This window comes from Gordonia sp. UBA5067 (genome assembly GCF_002414845.1).
GTDB lineage: Bacteria > Actinomycetota > Actinomycetes > Mycobacteriales > Mycobacteriaceae > Gordonia > Gordonia defluvii.
Window position 1 is genome coordinate 34,302 of sequence record NZ_DIAX01000051.1, and the last position, 19,811, is coordinate 54,112.

The 19,811-nt window shown below is 66.8% G+C and carries 16 protein-coding genes and 1 tRNA gene; 9 read left to right on the forward strand and 8 right to left on the reverse strand.

Features of this window, described 5'->3' with window-relative positions; genetic code table 11:
* Positions 1-35: 35 nt before the first annotated feature.
* A complete protein-coding gene (locus tag B4M62_RS08410) occupies positions 36-899 on the reverse strand; it encodes a universal stress protein (protein WP_290706638.1) in 864 nt (287 codons plus the stop codon).
* Between the two features lie 193 nt (positions 900-1,092).
* Between B4M62_RS08410 and B4M62_RS08415 the strand changes: the two genes are divergently transcribed.
* Complete coding sequence (locus tag B4M62_RS08415; RefSeq protein ID WP_290706640.1) at positions 1,093-1,389, forward strand: hypothetical protein; 297 nt, start codon at positions 1,093-1,095, stop codon at positions 1,387-1,389.
* 19 nt (positions 1,390-1,408) lie between these two features.
* Here the strand turns inward: B4M62_RS08415 and B4M62_RS08420 are convergent, their stop codons facing one another.
* Positions 1,409-3,049: a cation:proton antiporter gene (locus tag B4M62_RS08420; protein WP_290706642.1), complete on the reverse strand. Its 1,641-nt coding sequence runs from the start codon at positions 3,047-3,049 to the stop codon at positions 1,409-1,411.
* A 289-nt stretch (positions 3,050-3,338) separates the two neighbouring features.
* Between B4M62_RS08420 and B4M62_RS08425 the strand changes: the two genes are divergently transcribed.
* Entirely contained in the window at positions 3,339-4,358 is a 1,020-nt protein-coding gene (locus B4M62_RS08425; RefSeq protein ID WP_290706644.1) for an AurF N-oxygenase family protein, read from the forward strand.
* A 32-nt stretch (positions 4,359-4,390) separates the two neighbouring features.
* Positions 4,391-5,908: a 4Fe-4S binding protein gene (locus tag B4M62_RS08430; protein WP_290706646.1), complete on the forward strand. Its 1,518-nt coding sequence runs from the start codon at positions 4,391-4,393 to the stop codon at positions 5,906-5,908.
* 811 nt (positions 5,909-6,719) lie between these two features.
* On the opposite strand, the gene B4M62_RS08435 is transcribed toward B4M62_RS08430, so the two are convergent.
* Entirely contained in the window at positions 6,720-8,153 is a 1,434-nt protein-coding gene (locus B4M62_RS08435; RefSeq protein ID WP_290706648.1) for a carboxylesterase/lipase family protein, read from the reverse strand.
* A gap of 62 nt (positions 8,154-8,215) precedes the next feature.
* Positions 8,216-9,568 carry a DEAD/DEAH box helicase gene (locus B4M62_RS08440; protein ID WP_290706650.1) on the reverse strand — a complete coding sequence of 451 codons (1,353 nt, stop codon included), beginning with the start codon at positions 9,566-9,568 and terminating at the stop codon, positions 8,216-8,218.
* Positions 9,569-9,918: 350 nt separating this feature from the next.
* On the opposite strand from B4M62_RS08440, the gene B4M62_RS08445 reads away from it, so the two are divergent.
* Entirely contained in the window at positions 9,919-10,623 is a 705-nt protein-coding gene (locus B4M62_RS08445; RefSeq protein WP_290706712.1) for a response regulator transcription factor, read from the forward strand.
* On the forward strand, positions 10,601-12,112 hold the full coding sequence (locus tag B4M62_RS08450) for a sensor histidine kinase (protein ID WP_290706652.1): 1,512 nt from the start codon (positions 10,601-10,603) through the stop codon (positions 12,110-12,112). The genes B4M62_RS08445 and B4M62_RS08450 overlap by 23 nt, the downstream gene beginning before the upstream one ends.
* Before the next feature lie 407 nt (positions 12,113-12,519).
* Here B4M62_RS08450 and B4M62_RS08455 read toward each other — a convergent pair whose 3' ends face one another.
* On the reverse strand, positions 12,520-14,097 hold the full coding sequence (locus tag B4M62_RS08455; RefSeq protein ID WP_290706654.1) for an MDR family MFS transporter: 1,578 nt from the start codon (positions 14,095-14,097) through the stop codon (positions 12,520-12,522).
* On the reverse strand, positions 14,097-14,720 hold the full coding sequence (locus B4M62_RS08460; protein WP_290706713.1) for a TetR/AcrR family transcriptional regulator: 624 nt from the start codon (positions 14,718-14,720) through the stop codon (positions 14,097-14,099). Before B4M62_RS08460 ends, B4M62_RS08455 begins: the two co-directional genes overlap by 1 nt.
* Positions 14,721-14,834: 114 nt before the next feature.
* Here B4M62_RS08460 and B4M62_RS08465 point away from each other — a divergent pair, with 114 nt between their 5' ends.
* On the forward strand, positions 14,835-15,668 hold the full coding sequence (locus B4M62_RS08465) for an SGNH/GDSL hydrolase family protein (protein WP_290706656.1): 834 nt from the start codon (positions 14,835-14,837) through the stop codon (positions 15,666-15,668).
* Positions 15,669-15,725: 57 nt separating this feature from the next.
* On the opposite strand, the gene B4M62_RS08470 is transcribed toward B4M62_RS08465, so the two are convergent.
* A tRNA-Ala gene (locus B4M62_RS08470) sits at positions 15,726-15,801 on the reverse strand.
* 84 nt (positions 15,802-15,885) lie between these two features.
* Between B4M62_RS08470 and B4M62_RS08475 the strand changes: the two genes are divergently transcribed.
* Positions 15,886-16,641 carry a hypothetical protein gene (locus B4M62_RS08475; protein ID WP_290706658.1) on the forward strand — a complete coding sequence of 252 codons (756 nt, stop codon included), beginning with the start codon at positions 15,886-15,888 and terminating at the stop codon, positions 16,639-16,641.
* Positions 16,642-16,663: 22 nt separating this feature from the next.
* Here the strand turns inward: B4M62_RS08475 and glpR are convergent, their stop codons facing one another.
* Complete coding sequence (glpR, locus tag B4M62_RS08480; protein ID WP_290706660.1) at positions 16,664-18,187, reverse strand: gephyrin-like molybdotransferase receptor GlpR; 1,524 nt, start codon at positions 18,185-18,187, stop codon at positions 16,664-16,666.
* 150 nt (positions 18,188-18,337) lie between these two features.
* On the opposite strand from glpR, the gene B4M62_RS08485 reads away from it, so the two are divergent.
* Together B4M62_RS08485 and B4M62_RS08490 are read left to right on the forward strand one after the other, a co-directional pair.
* A complete protein-coding gene (locus B4M62_RS08485) occupies positions 18,338-19,054 on the forward strand; it encodes an ABC transporter ATP-binding protein (RefSeq protein ID WP_290706661.1) in 717 nt (238 codons plus the stop codon).
* Positions 19,051-19,806 carry an ABC transporter permease gene (locus tag B4M62_RS08490; RefSeq protein ID WP_290706663.1) on the forward strand — a complete coding sequence of 252 codons (756 nt, stop codon included), beginning with the start codon at positions 19,051-19,053 and terminating at the stop codon, positions 19,804-19,806. Before B4M62_RS08485 ends, B4M62_RS08490 begins: the two co-directional genes overlap by 4 nt.
* Positions 19,807-19,811: the final 5 nt, after the last annotated feature.

Here is a 19,811-nt window from a genome sequence, read left to right on the forward strand (position 1 = left end):
CAGCCCACCATAGGCACGCGGCTGCTCCTACGGGGTCACTCGCGCACGATCATGACCGGGCAGCTCGCATGCTGCAGGATCTTCTGACTGGTCGAACCGAGCAGGAGACCTTTGAAGCCACCGCGTCCACGGCTGCCGGCGACGATCAGCGACGCGCCGCGCTCGTCGGCGGCGGCGACGATGGCCTTGGCCGGATCATCGGGTACGACGACGCGCTGAACCTCCACGTCGGGATAGTCCTGCGAGTAGCCGGCCAGGCGCTCGGCGACCGCTTCATTGGCCTCGGTGCTCATCCGCTCGACCGCGTCGGGCTCAATACCGAAGCCGTGTAGCGCGTCGGCGTCGAGTTGCGCCCACGTGTGGACCGCGACGAGCGGTACCCGCAGCGAGTCCGCCTGACGGTAGGCCTCCTTGACGGCCGGATCGCTGATCGGCGTGTCGCCAACGCCGACCACGACCGGTCCGGCCTTTCCCTCTCCGTCGATGACGACGACCCGGCCGTGGTAGTGCGCCGCGATGGTGACGCCCACCGAGCCGAGCACCAAGCCGCGCACGCTGCCGAGGCGACGGGTGCCGATGACGATGGCCGTCGCGTCCTTGCCGACTTCGAGGAGGGTCCGCGCGGCGTCACCCTCGCCGACGCTGGTGCGCACCCGGACATCCGGTGCCGCCTCCAACGCGGCGGCGGCCGCCTGCTTCACGGCGTCCTTGGCCTCGCCGGCGATCGCCTCGACGACATCCTGCGGGATCACCAGGCCGGGGGCATAGTCGCTAGTGCTGGCATCATACGCACCGACGATGTGTAGTTCCGACTCCTCGCGGGCGGCCAGCGAAGCGGCCCAACGAGCCGCGTGCAGCGACGTTTCGGTGCTATCGACTCCGACGACGACAGTGGGCATGAGTGATCCTCCTCGAGTGGCGATCGGCAACCTATCGGGCACCTTGTGTCCATCGTTACCCCAACCGCTGCGACCGTCAAACGAAGTAGTGTGACGTAGGCTGAATAGGGACGAATTGCCCACGGCAGGCTGAAAGTTTCATCGTCCGTTCACTTCAGCGTCGACCTGAATTCCCACTTGAGGAGCGATGTCCGTGACCACCGATCCAACGATTCGACGTGCCTTTATCCACGGTTCCGTCACCGTGGCACTCGCGTTGGGGGCCCTCATCGCCGGCGGCGCCGCCGACGGGACCACGCGGACCGTGCTGCTCGCCGCGTGCCCGCTGATCACCCTTATCGGTGCGGTGGCCGCGGGGATCCGGACCTACCGGGCCTGGAAGGTCAACAATCGGTGGCCGGTGTGGCAGGGGCTCCTGTGGTTCCTCCTCATGACGACACTGCTTTTGTTCATGAGTGTCGCCCCGACAGTTCTCGGGCTCACCGCGTAGCCGGAGATCGATCCCGGCGTCAGTGATAGAGGTCGACGCTGATCTGCTCGGCGTCGAGCCGCGCGAGCGCCTCGGTCAGCACCTGTGAGCTGAACTGGCCCTCATCACGCAGCGCCAGCAGCTCGGACCGCTGGGCGTCGATCATCGCCTGCCGCAGCGCCGCGAACTCCGCGCGCCCGACATGCGCGACGGTGCCGTCCTCGGAGTCCTCGGACCGCACCACCACCTCGCGCACCCGCCGGTAGTGCTCGGGGTCGGTGGCGAACCGGTCGGCGAGGTCGTCCTCGATGACCCCGCGGAGCCGGACGTGCAGGGTATTGCGCTCGACGTCGATCTCCGCGTCGTCGGGGGTGACGCCGAGCAGGCGGACCAGCGGGCCCAGCGTCAATCCCTGGAGCAGCAGCGAACCCAGCGCGACGAGGAAGGCGACCAGCACCAGCAACGATCGTGACGTTGTCTCGATCGGCAGGGTCTGTGCCGCGGCCACCGTCACCGCCCCGCGCATACCGGCCCATACGACGACGGTCGACTCCCGCCAGCCGAGCGGCGAGGACAAGAAGTAGTCCAGGTCGGCGAGTTTGCGGTTCAACTTGCGGGACACCCTGGGTGGGGCGTCGTCAGGCATCCGACTGCCGATCTCGCGCAGTTTGGGAGCCAGGTCGTCGAGCCGGCGCGCACGGCGGTGCAACATTCCAGCCATCGGACCGACAAACGCGACGCGGACCGCCAGCACCACGACGAGCACCAGCGCGGCCAGGCCGAACGCCGTGTGCAGCCGCCCCCCGTCCCGGCTGACATCCCCGATCAGCGAGGACAGTTCCAGGCCCATCAGCAGGAATACCCCACCCTCTAGGAGTAGTTCGATGGTGCGCCAGTTGTGTACCTCCGCCATGCGATGCGCCGCGCTGAGGTGGCTGGCGGCGCCCACCCCGGTGACGATGCCGGCGGTCACCGAGGCGACGAGACCGGAGGCACCCACATGTTCGGCGGGCAGATAGGCCAGGTACGGGATGGTGAACGACACCGCCGTCGTGACCGTCGAATTGCTCAGCCGGGACGCAACGAGAAGATTCGCCTTGCCCACGAGAAACCCGATGCCGAGCGCCGCGACAACCGCCCAGACGAAGCCGCCGATGGCACCGCCGATCGAGATGCTCACCGCTGTCGCAGCCACCGCGGTGCGCAGCAGGACCAACGCGCTCGCATCGTTGAGCAGGCTTTCCCCCTCGAGGATCGCGACCACCCGGCTGGGCGCCCCCAGTCGCTTGACCATCTGCGTCGCCACCGCATCGGTGGGCGAGACGATCGCACCCACCGCGATTCCGGTCCATAGCGAAATCTCGGGGATGAGTGCGTGCACGACCACACCGACCACAACTGCACTGAGCACCACCAGGGTCAACGACAGGCCGCCGATCGCGGCCAGATTGCGGCGGAACTCCATCGTCGGCATCGACACGGCCGCCGAGTACAGCAGCGGCGGCAGGACGCCGAGCAGGATCCATTCCGGCGAAACCATCACGTTCACCTGTGGCAGGAGTCCGACGAGCAGGCCGCCGGTCACCAGGATCAGTGGCGGCGCAATCGCGACCCGCGGGCCGAGTGCGTTGGCCGCGGCAATGGCCAGGACCCCGACGATAATCACGAGAATCGCTTCCATGGGCGTCATTGTGCCCGGCGCCCAGCGGTTCGCGTGGCGTCGTGTCGCAATGGCGCCCGCAGGGATATGCCGGGAGACTCCGGCTCCCGGCACCGAGGGCGCCGGGCCACTGTCGATGACGGGCTACCCGCCGGGAATGAGCACGACCGCTCAATCGAAGCAGGCCAGCGGTCATCCCGAGAAGCATCATTCCCAATGCCACCAAGAACCGTTACAATGGCTGTTGAGACATGGCGCTGTTGCCGGCCCGGCGAGAGCGACACCGCTTCCCCGCCCTCGGAGGTCGACGATGACCAGCACACTCAACCCGCAGAGTACGAGCCACCAATACGTCCCCGTGGCCAAGTCCCAGGTTCGTGAGGACTACCACCAGGTCCTCGACGACCTGTCCGACGCGTCGGTGCACCGCAACTTCGACCCGTACCTCGACATCGACTGGGACTCGCCCCAGATGGCCGTCGTTCCCAATGACCGGCGCTGGATCATGTCCCCGCACGATCCGGTCGGGCGGCATCGGTGGTTCGCCGAGCAACCGGTCGACAAGCAGATCGCCATGGGCATGTGGCGCCAGGCCAACGTCGCCAAGGTGGGCCTGCAGTTCGAGTCGATCCTCATCCGTGGCCTCATGCAGTATTCCGACCGGTTGCCCAACGGCGCCAAGGAGTTCCGCTACACCACGCATGAAGCCAAAGAAGAGTGCAACCACACCCTGATGTTTCAGGAGTTCGTGAACCGCACTGGCGTCGACGTCCCCGGCGGCCCGCGCTGGTTCCGCCGCCTGTCCCCGATCATCCCGTTGTTCTCGACAATCTTCCCCAGCGTCTTCTATTTCGGCGTGCTCGCCGGCGAAGAGCCAATCGATCACATTCAGAAGGAGTTCTTGCGCAAGGATCAGAATCTGCATCCGACCATGCAGGCCATCATGCAGTTGCATGTTGCCGAGGAAGCGCGCCATATCTCCTTTGCCCACCACCTGCTGCGCGAGTCCATCCCCAAGAAGGGGCCGCTGACCCGGTTCGCCCTGTCGATCACAATGCCCATCGTCATGCGCCTGTTGTGCGAGGTGATTGCCAAGCCACCACGCGAGTTCCGGCGCACCTTCGATATTCCGCGGTCGGTGTGGAAGGAGCAGTTCTGGCGCTCGCCGCAGTCGCGCCAGTTCCTGGCCAACGTGTTCGGCGACGTCCGGATGCTCGCCGAGCAGTGCGGCCTGATGAACCCGGTCTCCCGACGCGTCTGGCGGTTGATGCGGATCTCCGGTCGGCCGTCCCGCTACCGCAGCGAGCCGACCTACTCGGCCGCCGCGTAGCGCGCAGGCCGACCAGAAAGCAGCCCACCTCAATGCCCCACGTCGTCACTCAGGCGTGCTGCGGCGACGCCTCCTGCGTCTACGCATGCCCGGTCAATTGCATTCACCCGACCCCCGATGAGCCCGGTTTCGGCACCGCCGAAATGCTCTATATCGACCCGACCACCTGCGTCGACTGTGGAGCCTGTGTCACCGCCTGTCCGGTCGGCGCGATTGTCCCCGGCCATCGCCTGAAGCCCGAGCAGACGCGCTTCGCCGAGGTGAACGCCGCCCAGTACGGCGCGAATAGCATCCTCGGCGAGGTCCGCTTTCCCGTGGACATGGCCAAGCGTCTGCCGCTGGCCCCGGTCGCCACGCCCGGACCGTTGCGCGCCGGACCGCAACACGTCGCCATCGTCGGCTCCGGACCATCGGCCATGTATGCGGCCGACGAATTGCTGCGCTTGCCCAACGTCACCATCACCATGTACGAGCGGCTGGACGCCCCGTTCGGCCTTGCCCGCTACGGCGTCGCGCCCGATCACACCGCCACCCGCGCGGTGATGCACCTCTTCGACGACATCGCCCGCCATGAGCGCCTGCGCATCCTGCTGGGCGTCGAGGTCGGCCGCGACCTCACCGTCGACGAATTGCGTGCGCGCCACGATGCAGTGTTCTGGGCCGGTGGCGCCGCCACCGATCGCCCGTTGGGGGTGGCCGGTACCGATGCTGTCGGCTTCGCTGCCGCCACGTCGCTGGTCGGCTGGTACAACGACCATCCCGATTTCGCCGACGCGCAGTTCGATCTGTCCGCACCGCGGGTCATCGTCATCGGCAACGGCAATGTCGCGCTCGACGTCGCCCGGATCCTGACTGCCGATCCGACCGGCCTCGAGTCGACAACTATTGCACGTGGCGCATTGGATACGCTGCGCCGCAAGGGAATTCGCGAGGTTGTCGTCGTCGGGCGACGCGGTCCGCGGGAAGCAGCATTCACCCTGCCCGAACTCATCGGCCTGGTGGATCACCAGGATCCCACCATTTTCGTCGACCCGGCCGACCTTGTCGGCGTCACCGCCGACCCCGACAACATCACCGAGCAGGAGAAACTCGCACTCCTCCGCGAGATTTCGCAGCGCACCTACACCACCGAGGAGTTGGCCCGCCCCACGATCCGCTTTGCCTTCGGCCTCGCGCCAGCCGAGATTCGGACTGAAAACGGCACGGTCAGCGGGGTTCGCTTCGCGCGCAACACCATTGCCGCCGACGGCACCGCCACCCCCACCGGCGAAATTCTCGACATCGACGCCGGGCTCGTCCTGTCCTCGGTTGGGTATCACGGTGTGGCAGTGCCGGGCCTTCCCTTCGACGAACAAAGCGGCGTGATCCCCAACGACGCAGGCCGCGTTGTCGACGGCGATATCCCCGTCCCCGGTGTCTATGTCACCGGCTGGATCAAGCGCGGTCCGAACGGCTTCATTGGGACCAACAAGACCGACTCCGCCCAGTCGGTCGCATCGTGGCGCCATGATGTCGAGACCCGATCAGGACGGCTGTCGCGTGGCAATTGAGCCGTCGCACAACATGTATTACACTAGTTCACGTGTTCTAGTAATATTGCGACATGGTACCTCCTACCAGCACAGCTCCCCCCTTCGCGACAAGCGCAGCGGGTGCTAGCGCAGGCGAGGATGGGGTTCCTACTTCGGCCGCCGATCCGTGGCGCCTGGTCCACCAGCGGCATCAGCAACCTCGCCGACCGCATCGTGTTCCGCCACGACCCCGACTCGGTGCGAAGACCCGCGAACGCAGCATCGCCGACCGCAGCACCACCGCCCGCATCGTCGTGCACGTTGTCTGCGACGAAGCCACTGCCGCCGGCACTGCCGACCACCCCGGCTTCCTCGCCAACCACGGTGTCATCAGCGCCGACCACATCCACGGCATTGTCAACCGCCCCGACACCACCGTGCGCCCACTGGGCAGGTCGTCGGCGCCGTCGGAGACGGCACCACCCGAACCGAAGCCACCGTCGCTGCCGCTTTACCAACAGGCCAGCCCCTACCGCCCGTCTGCAGCACTGGACACCTTTATCCGCATCCGCGACGGCTACTCTGCACCACCCCCGGATGCGACCGGCCCGCCTTCACCGGCGAGCTCGACCACGTTGTGGAATACGACCATCGCGACCCCGCCGCCGGCGGGCACGCCCGTACCATCGGGATTACCCCTGAACACATCAGCATCGACGGCCCCGCCGCGTCAAGACTCGCACGCAACGCAAACATGAACGCCGACAGGGCCGAACGCACTCGAAACCGAAGAACGCGCGAACAGCTGGCGCAAGTCCGGCAGCAGGCCCGACAACCCGCCCTACTAGACCTAGTCCAACCCGAACCGGTACACGGTTTCGTTGGGCAGATACGCCGCCCAGCCCGGGTCACCAGTCTTGGCAAACGCCACCCAGGCACTGTGCATGACATCGGCGACCGCCTGCGGCGCATCCGGGCCGGTCAGCCGACGGGCGACGGCAAGGTGGTCGAACACATATGGGATCTCGACCGCGTGGGCGGCGCCGATCCCGGCCTCGTTGTTGGGCACGCCGAACTCGTACAGGTACGTCGGCTCGGTCGGCCGTAGCCGCGCCAGCTTGAGTGAACCGGCCCGGAAGGCGATATCGGTGAGCACCATGCACAGCGCGTCGCCCGGTGATGTGCCCGCCGTCACGTGCTCGTCGAACTGCTCGACCGCGCCATCGATCCCGCCGATCATTCCCCGTGCGAACTCCGGCGTCGCCATCGCGGCCACCCCCGTGGGGACGAGGAAGAAGCGAAACTCGTCGGCATTCCACCCGGTGATCAGCGGGATCCCGGATGACTGACTCGCGATCGAGGCGATCGGCAGGTTCGGCAATACCTCGCCGTCGACGACGGGCATGGTCGACATAATGCCCATCCCCACCGCGACGACGGTGGCGCCGAAGATCTCCGGATCAGGATTCAGGGTCAACTCCAGCGCCACGTCGGTCTGCGCCTGGAGTAGCAGGGCTGCTGAGACCGAGCCCAGCCCGGCCGCATCGGCGCCAACCCCGAGCAGCCCGGCCACGCGCGCGGTCACCTTGCGCGCGTCGGATACGGCAACAGCAGCGGTAGCGTTGCCGCTCTGCATGATTGCGCGGTGGATCAGCCCCGTCGCCAGCGGCGAGGACAGCAGTGAGGCAACGCTCATCGCACCCGCGGACTCACCGAAAACAGTGACCTGCCCCGGATCGCCACCGAATGCCTCGACATTATCCCGAACCCACCGTAGGGCCGCGAGTTGGTCGAGAAGCCCACGGTTCTCCGGCGCACCGTCCACCGACGCGAAGCCGGGTACGCCGAGCCGGTAGTTCACGCTGACGAAGACCACGCCGTCCCGGGCAAAGGAATCACCCGCATACATCGGCAACCGGTTCGACCCGCGCGCAAATGCGCCCCCGTGGATCCACACCATGACGGGCAGGCCCGATGCGGACGGATCGCGCGTCCAGACATTGACGGTGAGGTAGTCGTCGCCGAGTTCGATGTCGTTGTCCAACAACGCCGCGATCGGCGCCGGATATCCGACCTGTGGTGCCGTCGGCCCGTATGCGGTCGCATCACGCACCCCGTCCCACGCGGGCGGCGGGGCCGGCGCCTGGAATGCCGCCGGCCCGATGGGTGGCGCCGCATAGGGAATACCCAGGAAGGCGATCGTGCCGTCGCGGGCGGTGCCCCGTACCGCACCAGCGGAAGTGGTGACGATCAAACCCGCCGTGGAACCGTCCGTGTCGCCCATGACCCCAACCTACGGATCGGGACTCGCGCGACGGGCCCGTTCGCCCGGACCGGTCTGCGGCACTAGCTGTGCGACGCGGCCCGCTGCTGTCCACCACGGGTGCCGCGGCTCCGCGAGCGGGAGCCGCCGGCGTTGCGGTTGGCCGAGTTGCGGGCGCCACCGGAGTGGCCGCCGGAACGGCCGCCACCACGCCGACCGCCGCCCGCCCTGGGTGCCGCCGGTGCCGGCCGGGGGGCCGGCTCGACGTGGGCTGCGCGCGGGCCGACCAACTGGTCAACCGACTCCGACGCGGCCGTCACCCGCTGCGGCTGAACGTCGATCTTGGCGTTGCGCAACAGCTTTCGCAGATCGCCACGCTGCTCCGGCAGGCACACGGTCACCACGTCACCAGCCTCACCGGCGCGCGCCGTACGGCCCGAGCGGTGCAGGTATGCCTTGTGCTCGGCCGGCGGGTCGACGTGGACGACCAGCTCGACGCCGTCGACGTGCACGCCACGAGCCGCAACGTCCGTGGCGACCAGGACGCGCGCCCCGTCGCCGCCGAAAGCGGCGAGGTTGCGGTCGCGCTGAGCCTGGCTGAGGTTGCCGTGCAGATCGACGGCCGGAATTCCTTCGTCGGTCAGCTTCTTGGCCAGCTTCTTGGCCTGATGCTTGGTGCGGGTGAACAAGATTCGCCGGCCGGTTCCCGACGCCAACTCCCGCACCAGCGCATGCTTGTCGGTTGCGTTGGACGCTTCATAGACATGATGGGTCATCTTGGCCACGGGCGAGTTCGCCTCGTCAACCGAATGGGTCACCGGGTCGTGCAAGAACTTGCGGACGAGCTTGTCGACACCGTTGTCCAGCGTGGCCGAGAACAGCAACCGCTGCCCGTCCTGCGGGGTGGCCGACATGATGCGGGTCACGACGGGAAGGAAGCCGAGGTCGGCCATGTGGTCGGCCTCGTCGAGCACGGTGATCTCAACATCGTCGAGTTTCACAATGCCCTGCTTCATCAGGTCGTCAAGGCGGCCCGGGCAGGCGACGACGATGTCAACACCGCGTCGAAACGCCTGTTCCTGGCGGGCTTGTTTCACACCGCCGAACACCGTGGTGACCGACAAGCCCATCGCCTGGGCGAGCGGGGTGACCGTGTCGGCGATCTGGGTGGCAAGCTCGCGGGTCGGGGCGAGCACGAGGCCCGTCGGGCGCCCAGGTTTGGTGGTCACCCCGATCTCGCGCAGTCCCGCGACGAGCGGGATGGCGAAGGCGAGGGTCTTACCGGAGCCGGTCTTGCCGCGGCCGAGGACGTCATCGCCCTCAAGGGTGTTTCCCAGCGTGGCGGCCTGGATGGGGAAGGGTTCGGTCTTTCCTTGGGCGTCGAGCACTTTGACAAGCGCATCGGGCACACCGAGGGAAGCAAAAGTTGTAGTCATGTTTAGTGGGTGCCTTTCCGGCATGGCGATCCACGGGCGCGCACAGTTGCGCGCTATCGAGTGCGGATCAGAAATGGCGAAGACGCCCGGCCGGGCGCATTCGTTCGCCGTTGTGAAGTCAACCAGCCGGTGCAATCCGGCGGAGAAGAAGCGTTCTAACGACGCATGACAGTGCGTTGACGCCTGTCAGTTGGGATCAAGCCTACCTGACGGCTGCCAATTCCCGTGATCTATCCTGCGCGACCTTGCTCACACCCCCTCACAGCCCACGCATAGCTTTGACCTAGCAATTGCATAGCCGGACGGCGGATACTGTGACGGTGGTGTCGACAACTCCCCAACGGCTGATGCTGACCCGCACTGACGGTTCTCCCATCAGTGCGCTGGTCGTCGACGATGAGGCGGTCCTCGCCGAGATGGTCTCGATGGCCCTTCGCTACGAGGGCTGGACGGTGACGACCGCCGGCGACGGCGCCTCGGCCATTGCCGCGGCCCGCGAGTGCCGTCCCGACATCGTCATCCTCGACGTCATGCTCCCCGACCTGAGTGGCCTCGAAGTCCTGCTCCGGTTGCGGAAGCTCAATCCGGCACTGCCGGTCCTCATGCTGACCGCGAAGGACTCCGTCGAGGACAGAATCGCCGGACTCACCGCCGGTGGCGACGACTACGTCACCAAGCCGTTCAGCATCGAGGAGGTGGTGTTGCGTTTGCGGGCGCTGCTGCGCCGGGCGGGCATCACCACCGACGATGGTGACTCGCAACTCGTCGTCGGGGATCTCGTCCTCGACGAGGACAGCCACGAGGTCGCCCGCGACGGCGAATCGGTGACCCTGACCTCCACCGAGTTCGAACTGCTGCGCTTCCTCATGCACAACCCTAAGCGGGTGCTCTCCAAGGCGCAGATCCTCGACCGGGTATGGGACTACGATTTCGGCGGACGCTCGAACATCGTCGAGCTCTACATCTCTTATCTGCGCAGAAAGATTGATGACGGCCGGGAACCGATGATCCACACGGTGCGCGGCGCCGGATATGTCCTCAAGCCCGCCCGCTAACCCTGCCCGACGCCGGGGGTCGCCGGCCACGTGGCCGTTGCGCACCCAGCTTCTGGTCGGCCAGGTCATCCTCCTCGCCCTGGTGTGCCTCGCAATCGGCACCGTCACCGAACTCGCGCTGCGCCACTATCTCGTCAATCAGCTCGACGAGGAACTGCGTGAAGTCTCGCACCGCTCGACGATGATGGCGGCCTCGCCCGCAGTCCCGGAGCCGCCCCGGCATTCTCGGCGCCAACAGGCCGGTCCCGGTCCGGAGTTTCTCGACGCCGCCGGCCAGCCCGCCGGCTTGATCGCCGCAGTCGTCCCGAATGATGGCCAGGTCGCCGCCGGTTCCCTCGACAGCCATGGTGCGCGGCACAGTCTGAGCGACGACGAGGTCGCGCAGCTGGCCGCGGTGATTCCCAGCCCGGCACCGACCACGGTGCCGATCGGCGACCGCGGCCAGTATCGGGTGATCGCCACCACCACCCCGAAGGACGATGTCGTGGTGACCGGACTTCCGCTGGCCGACATCAACAACACGATGTGGACGGCGCTGCTGATCATGACCGTGGTTGCCCTCGGCGCACTCCTGGCCGCGGCCACGCTCGGAGCCGCGATCACTCGCCGGGCACTCGCGCCGCTGCATCGGGTCGCCGCGACGGCCCGCGAGGTCGTCGAACTGCCACTCGACCGCGGCGAGGTGATCCTTCCGGTCCGTGTCCCCGAGGCCAACGCCGACCCCAACACCGAGATCGGCCAGATGGGCTCGGCGCTGAACCGGATGCTCGACCACATCGGCACCGCGCTGGCGACCCGTCAGGCCAGCGAAAGCCGGGCCCGTCAGTTCGTCGCCGATGCCAGTCACGAGTTGCGCACTCCGCTGGCCGCGATTCGCGGCTACACCGAATTGTCCCGCCGGCGCCGCGCCGACGTGCCCGATGAGGTGGCCCACGCGATGGGGCGGGTGCAATCGGAATCCGATCGGATGACCCACCTGGTCGAAGACCTGTTGCTGCTCGCCCGACTGGACTCCGGGCGTCCACTCGAACGCGAAAAGGTCGACCTGTCGAACCTGGCCGTCGACGCGGTGAGCGACGCCCACGTCGCCGGACCCGACCACAGCTGGAACCTCGACCTGCCCGACGAGCCCGTGGTTGTCGTCGGCGATGCGGCTCGCCTACACCAGGTGCTGGCCAATCTGCTCGGCAACGCGCGGGTGCACACCCCGCCCGGTAGCACGGTGACCGTCGAGCTCACCTCGACCGCCGACCGTGCCGCGTTGCGGGTGACCGACGACGGGCCCGGGATAGACCCGGCCCTGCAGTCGGAGGTGTTCACCCGGTTCGCACGGGGCGACACGTCTCGCTCGCGCAAGGCCGGTAGCACGGGATTGGGCTTGTCCATCGTCGATGCGGTCGTCAAGGCCCACGGCGGCACCATCGCACTGCGCAGCCGGCCGGGAGCCACCGAATTCACCGTGAGCATCCCGGTAGACGCATCCGCCTGAAACCTTCCGCACCTGGCATCCCCGGCGATGGCCCCCTACCGAAAACGACCCCGGTCCCGCCTGGAGGGCGGGACCGGGGTCGTTGCGCGCGAAGTCTTACTTCTTGCCCTTCGGCTTCGACTTCGTCTTGGTCTTGGTCTGCACAGGCTGCGGGAAGCGGTGGCGGACCTGGGGCTTCTGGGTGCTGGTCAGGTGACGGAACATGGTGACTCCTCGTTAACTGTGTTGAACTCAGGTGGTTGGCCTGACTCCACTGACGTTATGAGGCCCAAATTTGTGTCAGTCCTGTCTTAGCTATGAAATTGCTATGTGTGCGAAACCATGGCGAAGACCACCCCGGTGACGTCCGGGTCCGATGGGTTGAAACCGCTGGTCCCGCCGGCCCCGATTCCGCTGGTGACGACCGATCAGGGATCGACGGCCTCGGTACGCGTCGAGGTGGCTAGTTCCTTGGGGTCGATGAAACACAGCACCGCGAACGCCACCACGGCCAGCGGGACGAGGAACAGGAAGATCGGCAGCAGCGCCTCGTTGTAGGCCTCCACGATCGGGGTCCGCACCGCGTCGGGCAGTGCGTTCACCGCGGCGGGGGTCAGGTGGTTGCGCCCCTTGTCGCCGCCCTGGACGGCACCGGTTCCGGCCAGCTTCTCCGCGAGGATGGACATCAGCCGCGACGCGAAGACCGAGCCGACGACGGCGGAGCCCAGCGTGGCGCCCACCTGGCGGAAATAGTTGCTCGCCGCCGTGGCGGTACCGACAATCGCGCCGGGGAACGAGTTCTGCACGATCAGCGTCAGGATTTGCAGGCTCAAGCCGATACCGATGCCGAGAATCGCCAGGTAGGTGCACATCAACCAGTTGGGCGTCGTGACCGTCATCGTCGACAGCAACGCGAGCCCGATGCCGATGACCACGGCACCAGCAATGGGGAAGGCCTTGTAGCGCCCGGTACGTGTGACGGCCTGGCCGGAGATGACTGATGCGACGAGCAGGCCGCCCATCATCGGGATCATCAGCAGGCCCGAGTGGGTGGCGTCCACGCCGGTCACCATCTGGATGTAGGTGGGCATGTAGCCGATGGCACCAAACATGGCGACCCCGATCGCGAGGGCCGCAACAGTGGTCACCGCGAAGTTGCGGTCCGCGAACAGCGACATCGGGATGACCGGGCTCTGGGCGCGGCGCTCGGCCCAGACGAACGCGCCCGCCAGGACCACGGTTGCCACCGCAAGACCGATGATCTGTGCCGAGCCCCACGGATAGGTGTGTCCACCCCAGGTACAGATCAGCACCAGCGTCGTCGTCGCCGCGGCGATCAGCGCCATCCCCAGATAGTCGAGGCGTGGGCGCTCCGCGGCCCGCGTCGCCCGGGCCGGAAGGAACACAATGGTGGCCGCTATCGCAAGCAGGCCAAGGGGCAGGTTCATCCAGAACGCCCAGCGCCAGCCGGGGCCCTCGGTGAGCCAGCCGCCGAGCAACGGGCCGGCGACCGATGCGACGGCGAAGACCGCCCCCATCGCACCCATGTATTTGCCGCGTTCGCGCGCCGGGACGGCGTCGGCGATGGCCGCCTGCGACAGAATCATCAGTCCACCGCCACCGAGCCCCTGCAGGACGCGGCCGGCGATGAGGATCCCGATATTCGGCGCCAGCCCGCCGACTATCGACCCGACGATGAACAGGATGATGGCCACGACCAGCACCGGCTTGCGGCCCAGCTGATCGCTGATCCGACCGTAGACGGGCATCACGATCGTGCTGGCCAGAATGTAGCCGGTGATGACCCAGGTCATCTGGTCGACGCCGTTGAGTTCGCCGACGATTGTCGGCAGCGCGGTCGACAACACCGTCTGGTTCAGCGAGGCCAGCAGCATGGTGATCATCAGGCCGATGAATAAGAACAGGACGGTTCGCTTGTCCTTCTCGCCGGCCGGGCCGGCCGGTGTCGAGGGCGGCAGCGATTCAGGGTGGTTGCGGGTGGACATCAAATTCCTTTCAAGGCTTCGCGAAATGCCGCCATCGCGGCATCGATCGCCGCTTGGTCCGGGTTGTCGAGCAGCGCGGGTTCGCTGCCGCGCGCGTATCGCAGCACGGCTCCGGCCAGGAGCACCATCGCCCGGGCGCTGTCGGAGGCCTGCGAGGTCGGATTCTCTTCAGCGAGACGCCTGGTGAGCACGACGACGAGTTCATGCTGAACAGCGTCGCGGTGGGCGCGCAGCCGGTCGAGGAGTTCGGGATGCGAGGCGACCACCGCCATGAGTGCGCCGTCTTGACCCATCGGGAGCCCGAGCGTCGCCAAGGTGGTCACCGTCATCCGCAGCGCACGCCGGAACCGCTCGCTGCCCGCGGAAACGGTGGGCTGGCCGACGGCGTCCTCGACGAAGGCGTCGAGCGCTTCCGGCGAGATCTGCGGTTGCTGAATGCCGAGGACGGCATCTTCCTTGGAGTCGAAGTAGTTGAAAAAGGTGCGTCGCGAAACTCCGGCGCGCTCGGCGATCGCACTGACCGTCGCCTCGGCAAGTCCGTCCCGTTTCGTGAGTTCGGCAGCTGCGTCGTGGATGCGCCGCAACGTCTCCGCCCGCTTGCGGTCCCGCACCCCGCCCACCATTGTTTGCACTAGTGCACTATTGCACTAGTGCACTCTTCGTGGTGGCATCTGGCGAAAGCTGGTCGATGCCATTTGTGCAGCCGGAGACCAAGCGCCAGGCGCTACCCTGGACCGGTGATAAAGCAGCTGCTCTGTGCGACGGCGCTCACGCTGACACTCGGCAGCGGCGGGCAGAGCGCTGCGGCAACCGGCCCCCACTACATCGCACTCGGGGACTCCAGGGCGGCGGCGCCGACCTGGACATCACCATTGACCGGCGACGGTTGCGGACGCACCACCGACGCGTACCCGGGGAAAGCAGCCGCGCTACTTGGCGTCACATTCCGGTCGGTGGCATGCACGGGTGCCACCACCGAGGACGTCATGGACGGGCAGACGACCGGGTCGGGCCGAAAAATCGCACCACAGATTGCTGCGCTCACTGCTGACACAAAGCTGGTCACCTTATCGATCGGCGGTAACGACATCAAGTGGTGGTCACTGGTCGCACCATGCTTCAGCCCGGTCGGGGATGCGAACTGTCGCACGAATCCGGCAGTCGAGCACGCCATTGACAGTGCCTTGCGCGGTCTCCCTGCCAAGGTCGACCGGGTGCTTGCCGCGGTGGTGCGGCGTGCATCGCACGCCCGAATCGTCGTCGTCGGCCACGGCGGGATATTCGGACCATCGGGGTGTTTCCCCGAAGCGACGATCAGCGACGGCGATGCCGCGTTCGTGGCGCGATTCTTCGACCGGTTCAACACAGTGCTGCGGGACGCCGCCGGACGTGCCGCCGGCATGTTCATCGATGTGTCGGGCGCAGCCGTCGGGCACGACGTGTGCTCGCGAACTCCGTGGTTTGCCGGGAACTGGCCGGACTCGGTGATTCAGGTGCGACATCCAACTCCCCTGGGAAGCAAGGGCATCGCGCGGCTGATCGTCGATCGGCTCGGCGCCACGCCGGTCTAGCAGACAAGAAAAACGCCCTCCCCCAGGGTCGGGAAAGGGCATCTGACCTACATATTGTGGTGGAGCTAGGGAGAATCGAACTCCCGACCTACTCGATGCGAACGAGTCGCGCTACCAACTGCGCCATAGCCCCGGGCGACCGTCGCCGGTCGACCGCCAGCAACCCTATCACCTCGACGACATGCGCCGCGAAGCACCCGACCACTAGTCTGTGAGCGTGCCAGAACTGAGTGAACAGCAGATCATCGACGCATTGAACAGGACGATCGCGGCGATCAATCCGGTCATCGACGTCCTGTCGCAGACCGACGTGACCGGCCTGAGGGCAAAGACCTTTGACGCCGAGCCGAGGAATGGCAGCATCGTTCGCCGCGTCGAGCATGTTGTGGCCAAGGCCGTCGACTTCACCGCGCTCCCCGGCACCAAGCACTGGGACGAACTATCCATGGATGAGCGTGCACAGTGGTGGGTGACCCGGATCGGCGGCCTCAACACCGTCGGCGTCGCCTTCCCCAACATCTTCGGATTGTGGGCTCGCCGCCTGCCCGTGACGACCGTGCTCGGCTTTGTGAATCAGGCGATGGTCCTTGTTGCCGTCGCGCGGGAGTATCGCGTGACCGACCGCGAGCGACAAGTCGAACTGCTCGCCAGCGTCCTCGGCAACCGGGCGATCACTCCCCGCGGCCTGACCCCGGTCCCCGACGCGATTCCGGTGGAGGGCAAACGCAAGTCCCTGCTCAAGGCGACGTGGGAGATTGCCCGCACCCTCCAGGGCGGCGTCGACGAAATGGGGAAACGACCGCAACCGGCCCGCGTGTTGCGCTGGTTGTCCCTCGTTCCCGTGGTCGGCGCACCGTTCGCCTACGCCGGTGAACGATTGGCACTCCAGCATGCGGTGAACGCCGGCCGGGCGTGGATCGTCGCCCACCCCGAGGCGATCGCCCACCCACCGAAGAACGCCGAACCCCGCTGACCCTCGCTGCCGGCAAAGCGGGTCAACCAACCGCTGCCGCGCGGTACCCATCGTCGGAACGCATCATGCGCGGCGGTTCGTAAATCGGCAGGTGGTCGAACACCGGGTCCTCGTCGTCAATGCTCACCACAGTCATCCCACTGGGTCGCCGCACCCGCGGCCGGGGCTGCGGCGCCACGTCAACAGTCGGCGACGCCGCCTCGCTGCGCCGACGACGAGCCACTTCCTCTCGCCGCGACCGCTCGAGGCGCGCCAGGCGCCGCTGCCGGATCTGCGCCTCACTCTTCACCGCGCGGCGCAGGAACACCAGGTAGGAAACCAGGAAGAAGCCCGCCACCCCCGCCGCAATCCAGCCCGGCGTCTTGACGAGGACCCCGGCGCCGACTGTGAGCAGAGTGAGGCCTACCAGTGTCAGCAGTACTCGCTGCCGCTCTTTGTATTTCAGATCCAGGCGCTCCTGGTCCACCTCGGGATCGAAGCCGCCCCGGCCCGGGCGCGTCATCAAGACCTGGGTGAGTTCGTTCGGATCGACGTCATCCCACCGCGCCGTCAGTTCCGAATCCTCCTCGACCCCGTCAACCTCGTCGGGGACCTCGTCGGCTTCGGCCACCGCTTCGACGGATTCCGCTTCGTCCGCCACCGCTTCGACGGATTCCGCTTCGTCCGCCACCGCTTCGTCCGCCACCGCTTCGTCGGCCACCGCGTCGTCGGATTCCGACACCGTCTTCGCATCCTCGACAGACTGGTCCGACTCGCCGGCCGGCTCGTCCTTGACGTCGTCGTCGGCGGGAGTCGTAGCGACGGTATCGAGATCAAACAGGGTCGCTGCGACAGGCTCTGCTGCACCGTCCGCCCGCCCGCGCTTCATACCGCTGGTCTTCGGGCCGGACACTTTGCCGATCTTCGCGGTCGGCGCCTCGTCTGCGACCGTCTCGATCCGTTCGGTGATCTCGACGTCGATCACCTCGACCGCCTGCACCTCGACGATCCCCGTGCGTTCTTCCACGACTTCGGCATCGATGATCGCGTCCTCGTCGACAGCGAGAATCGACCCCCCAGCGTCGGCGCCTCGCGCGTTCGACCGATCGGTGTCGACCACCGGGATCACCTCGGTGACCTCCTCGGCAACGGTGCGTGTGGCGGTCACGCTGACCACACGACGCATCCTTGCGACGACCGTCCGGGCGCTCGCCCGCTTGCGCGTGGGAACTTTGCCCGGGATGCGCGCCGGATCGACCTCGTCGGCCTCCTCGAGGTCGTTGGCATCCTCGAGGTCGGCGAGCGGGAGCGGGTCGGCGGGCGCTGCGCGCCTCGCCGAATCGGTGTCAGCCGCCTCAGCCTTGACCGGCTGATAGTCCGGGTCATGCGGGTGCGCGCCCGCACCGATGCCCCGGCGGCGCACCGCCTCCTCGCCACGCTTGAGCACTCGGGTCGCCGCAGCGACCGGGGTGGACTTACGGATCTCGGGCCGACCCTGAATCACCATCGGGACCAGTACGAACAGCCAGATCGCCACCAGACATACCCACAACACTGAGTTCGGCATCCGACTCTCCCGTCTTTCACTCTGGTCACACGTGCCCGACTTCAATCTAGGTCCGGCGAAGCCGATTACGGCGCCGACGCGCCGACAGTCGGCGATCTGATCCGATACGACTGAGCGCGGCGGCGGCCGGGCGCGGGTACGGTTGCCGCCATGGCCACGCAACCGGCGGTGCGATGTACTTCGGTCACCGTCCACCGCGGCGACACGGTCGCCTGCGACAACGTCTCGCTGCACATCGATCGCGGCTCCATCACCGGCCTCTTCGGCCCCTCCGGATGCGGAAAGACGACCTTGATGCGCTCCATCGTCGGCACGCAGGCCAAGGTCGCCGGCAGCATCGACGTCCTCGGCGAGCCTGCGGGGACGGCCACACTGCGGCGACGGATCGGATACGCGACCCAGTCCGCGTCGACGTACGCCGACCTCAGCGTCATCGACAACGTCACCTACTTCGCCAGCCTGCACGGTACGACCGACAACGTCGCCGAGACCCTCGCTGCCGTCGGCCTCGCGGCCTACGCGAAACGCCGCGTCAGCGATCTTTCCGGCGGGCAGATCAACCGCGTATCGATTGCCTGCGCACTCGTCGCCAAACCAGAACTGCTGATCCTCGACGAGCCGACTGTCGGACTCGACCCGGTACTCCGTGCCGAACTGTGGCACTACTTCGCAACGCTGGCCGCCGACGGCACCACGCTGCTCGTCTCCAGCCACGTCATGGATGAGGCCGAACACTGCGCCGAGATGATCCTCATGCGAGCGGGCAGGGTGCTCGCCCAGTGCACGCCCGCCGACCTCAAATCACGCACCGGCAAACCCTCCATCGACGACGCCTTCCTCGCGCTCATCGAAGGAACCGCAGCGTGAATCCGAAACTGTTGGGCGCCACCACGATTCGCGTTCTACGCCAAGTCCGCGCCGATCACCGCTCACTGGCGATGGTGCTGCTGCTGCCGCTGCTGCTGCTCACACTGCTCTACTTCATGTTCGTCAACGTGCCCGTACCACCCGGGCACGCAACACCGTTCGACCGCTTCGGCATCATCATGCTCGGTATCCTTCCGTTCACGGTGATGTTTGTAATCACCTCGGTGGCAATGCTGCGCGAGCGTCGCGCCGGAACACTCGAACGACTGATGACGACGCCGCTGTCGCGCCTGGGTCTGCTCGGTGGTTACGCGGTGGCGTTCGGTCTGCTGGCCGTCGCGCAGACCGCCATCACCTGCAGCTTCACCTTCTGGGCACTGCATCTGCACACCGTGGGCTCACGCGGATGGATCGCGGTAATCGCACTGTCGGTAGCCCTGCTCGGTGTTGCGCTCGGCCTGCTGTGCAGTGCCTTCGCACAGACCGAGTTCCAGGCCGTGCAGTTCCTGCCCCTGGTGGTGATCCCCCAACTCTTCCTGTGCGGATTGTTCGTCGCGCGCGCCGAACTACCCGGCTGGATGCAGGCACTCGCCAACGTCATGCCGCTCAGCTACGCGGTCGAGGCGCTCCAGCAGGTCGCGACCGAAGCGTCGGTCACCTCGACGATGATTCGCGATCTGCTCGTGGTCGTCGCCATCATGCTGGTGTCACTGGCGTTGGCGGCGGCCACGCTGCGACGCCGAACGCCGTGAGCAGC

What these genes read in the sequence shown, in the direction of transcription:
- glpR (WP_290706660.1), bottom strand. Translation starts at nt 18,187, where the DNA reads ATGCCGAACTCAGTGTTGTGGGTATGTCTGGTGGCGATCTGGCTGTTC.
- B4M62_RS08425 (WP_290706644.1), top strand. Translation starts at nt 3,339, where the DNA reads ATGACCAGCACACTCAACCCGCAGAGTACGAGCCACCAATACGTCCCC.
- B4M62_RS08460 (WP_290706713.1), bottom strand. Translation starts at nt 14,720, where the DNA reads ATGGTGGGCGGGGTGCGGGACCGCAAGCGGGCGGAGACGTTGCGGCGC.
- B4M62_RS08450 (WP_290706652.1), top strand. Translation starts at nt 10,601, where the DNA reads ATGTCCTCAAGCCCGCCCGCTAACCCTGCCCGACGCCGGGGGTCGCCG.
- B4M62_RS08430 (WP_290706646.1), top strand. Translation starts at nt 4,391, where the DNA reads ATGCCCCACGTCGTCACTCAGGCGTGCTGCGGCGACGCCTCCTGCGTC.
- B4M62_RS08435 (WP_290706648.1), bottom strand. Translation starts at nt 8,153, where the DNA reads ATGGGCGACACGGACGGTTCCACGGCGGGTTTGATCGTCACCACTTCC.
- B4M62_RS08420 (WP_290706642.1), bottom strand. Translation starts at nt 3,049, where the DNA reads ATGGAAGCGATTCTCGTGATTATCGTCGGGGTCCTGGCCATTGCCGCG.
- B4M62_RS08455 (WP_290706654.1), bottom strand. Translation starts at nt 14,097, where the DNA reads ATGTCCACCCGCAACCACCCTGAATCGCTGCCGCCCTCGACACCGGCC.
- B4M62_RS08440 (WP_290706650.1), bottom strand. Translation starts at nt 9,568, where the DNA reads ATGACTACAACTTTTGCTTCCCTCGGTGTGCCCGATGCGCTTGTCAAA.
- B4M62_RS08485 (WP_290706661.1), top strand. Translation starts at nt 18,338, where the DNA reads ATGGCCACGCAACCGGCGGTGCGATGTACTTCGGTCACCGTCCACCGC.
- B4M62_RS08410 (WP_290706638.1), bottom strand. Translation starts at nt 899, where the DNA reads ATGCCCACTGTCGTCGTCGGAGTCGATAGCACCGAAACGTCGCTGCAC.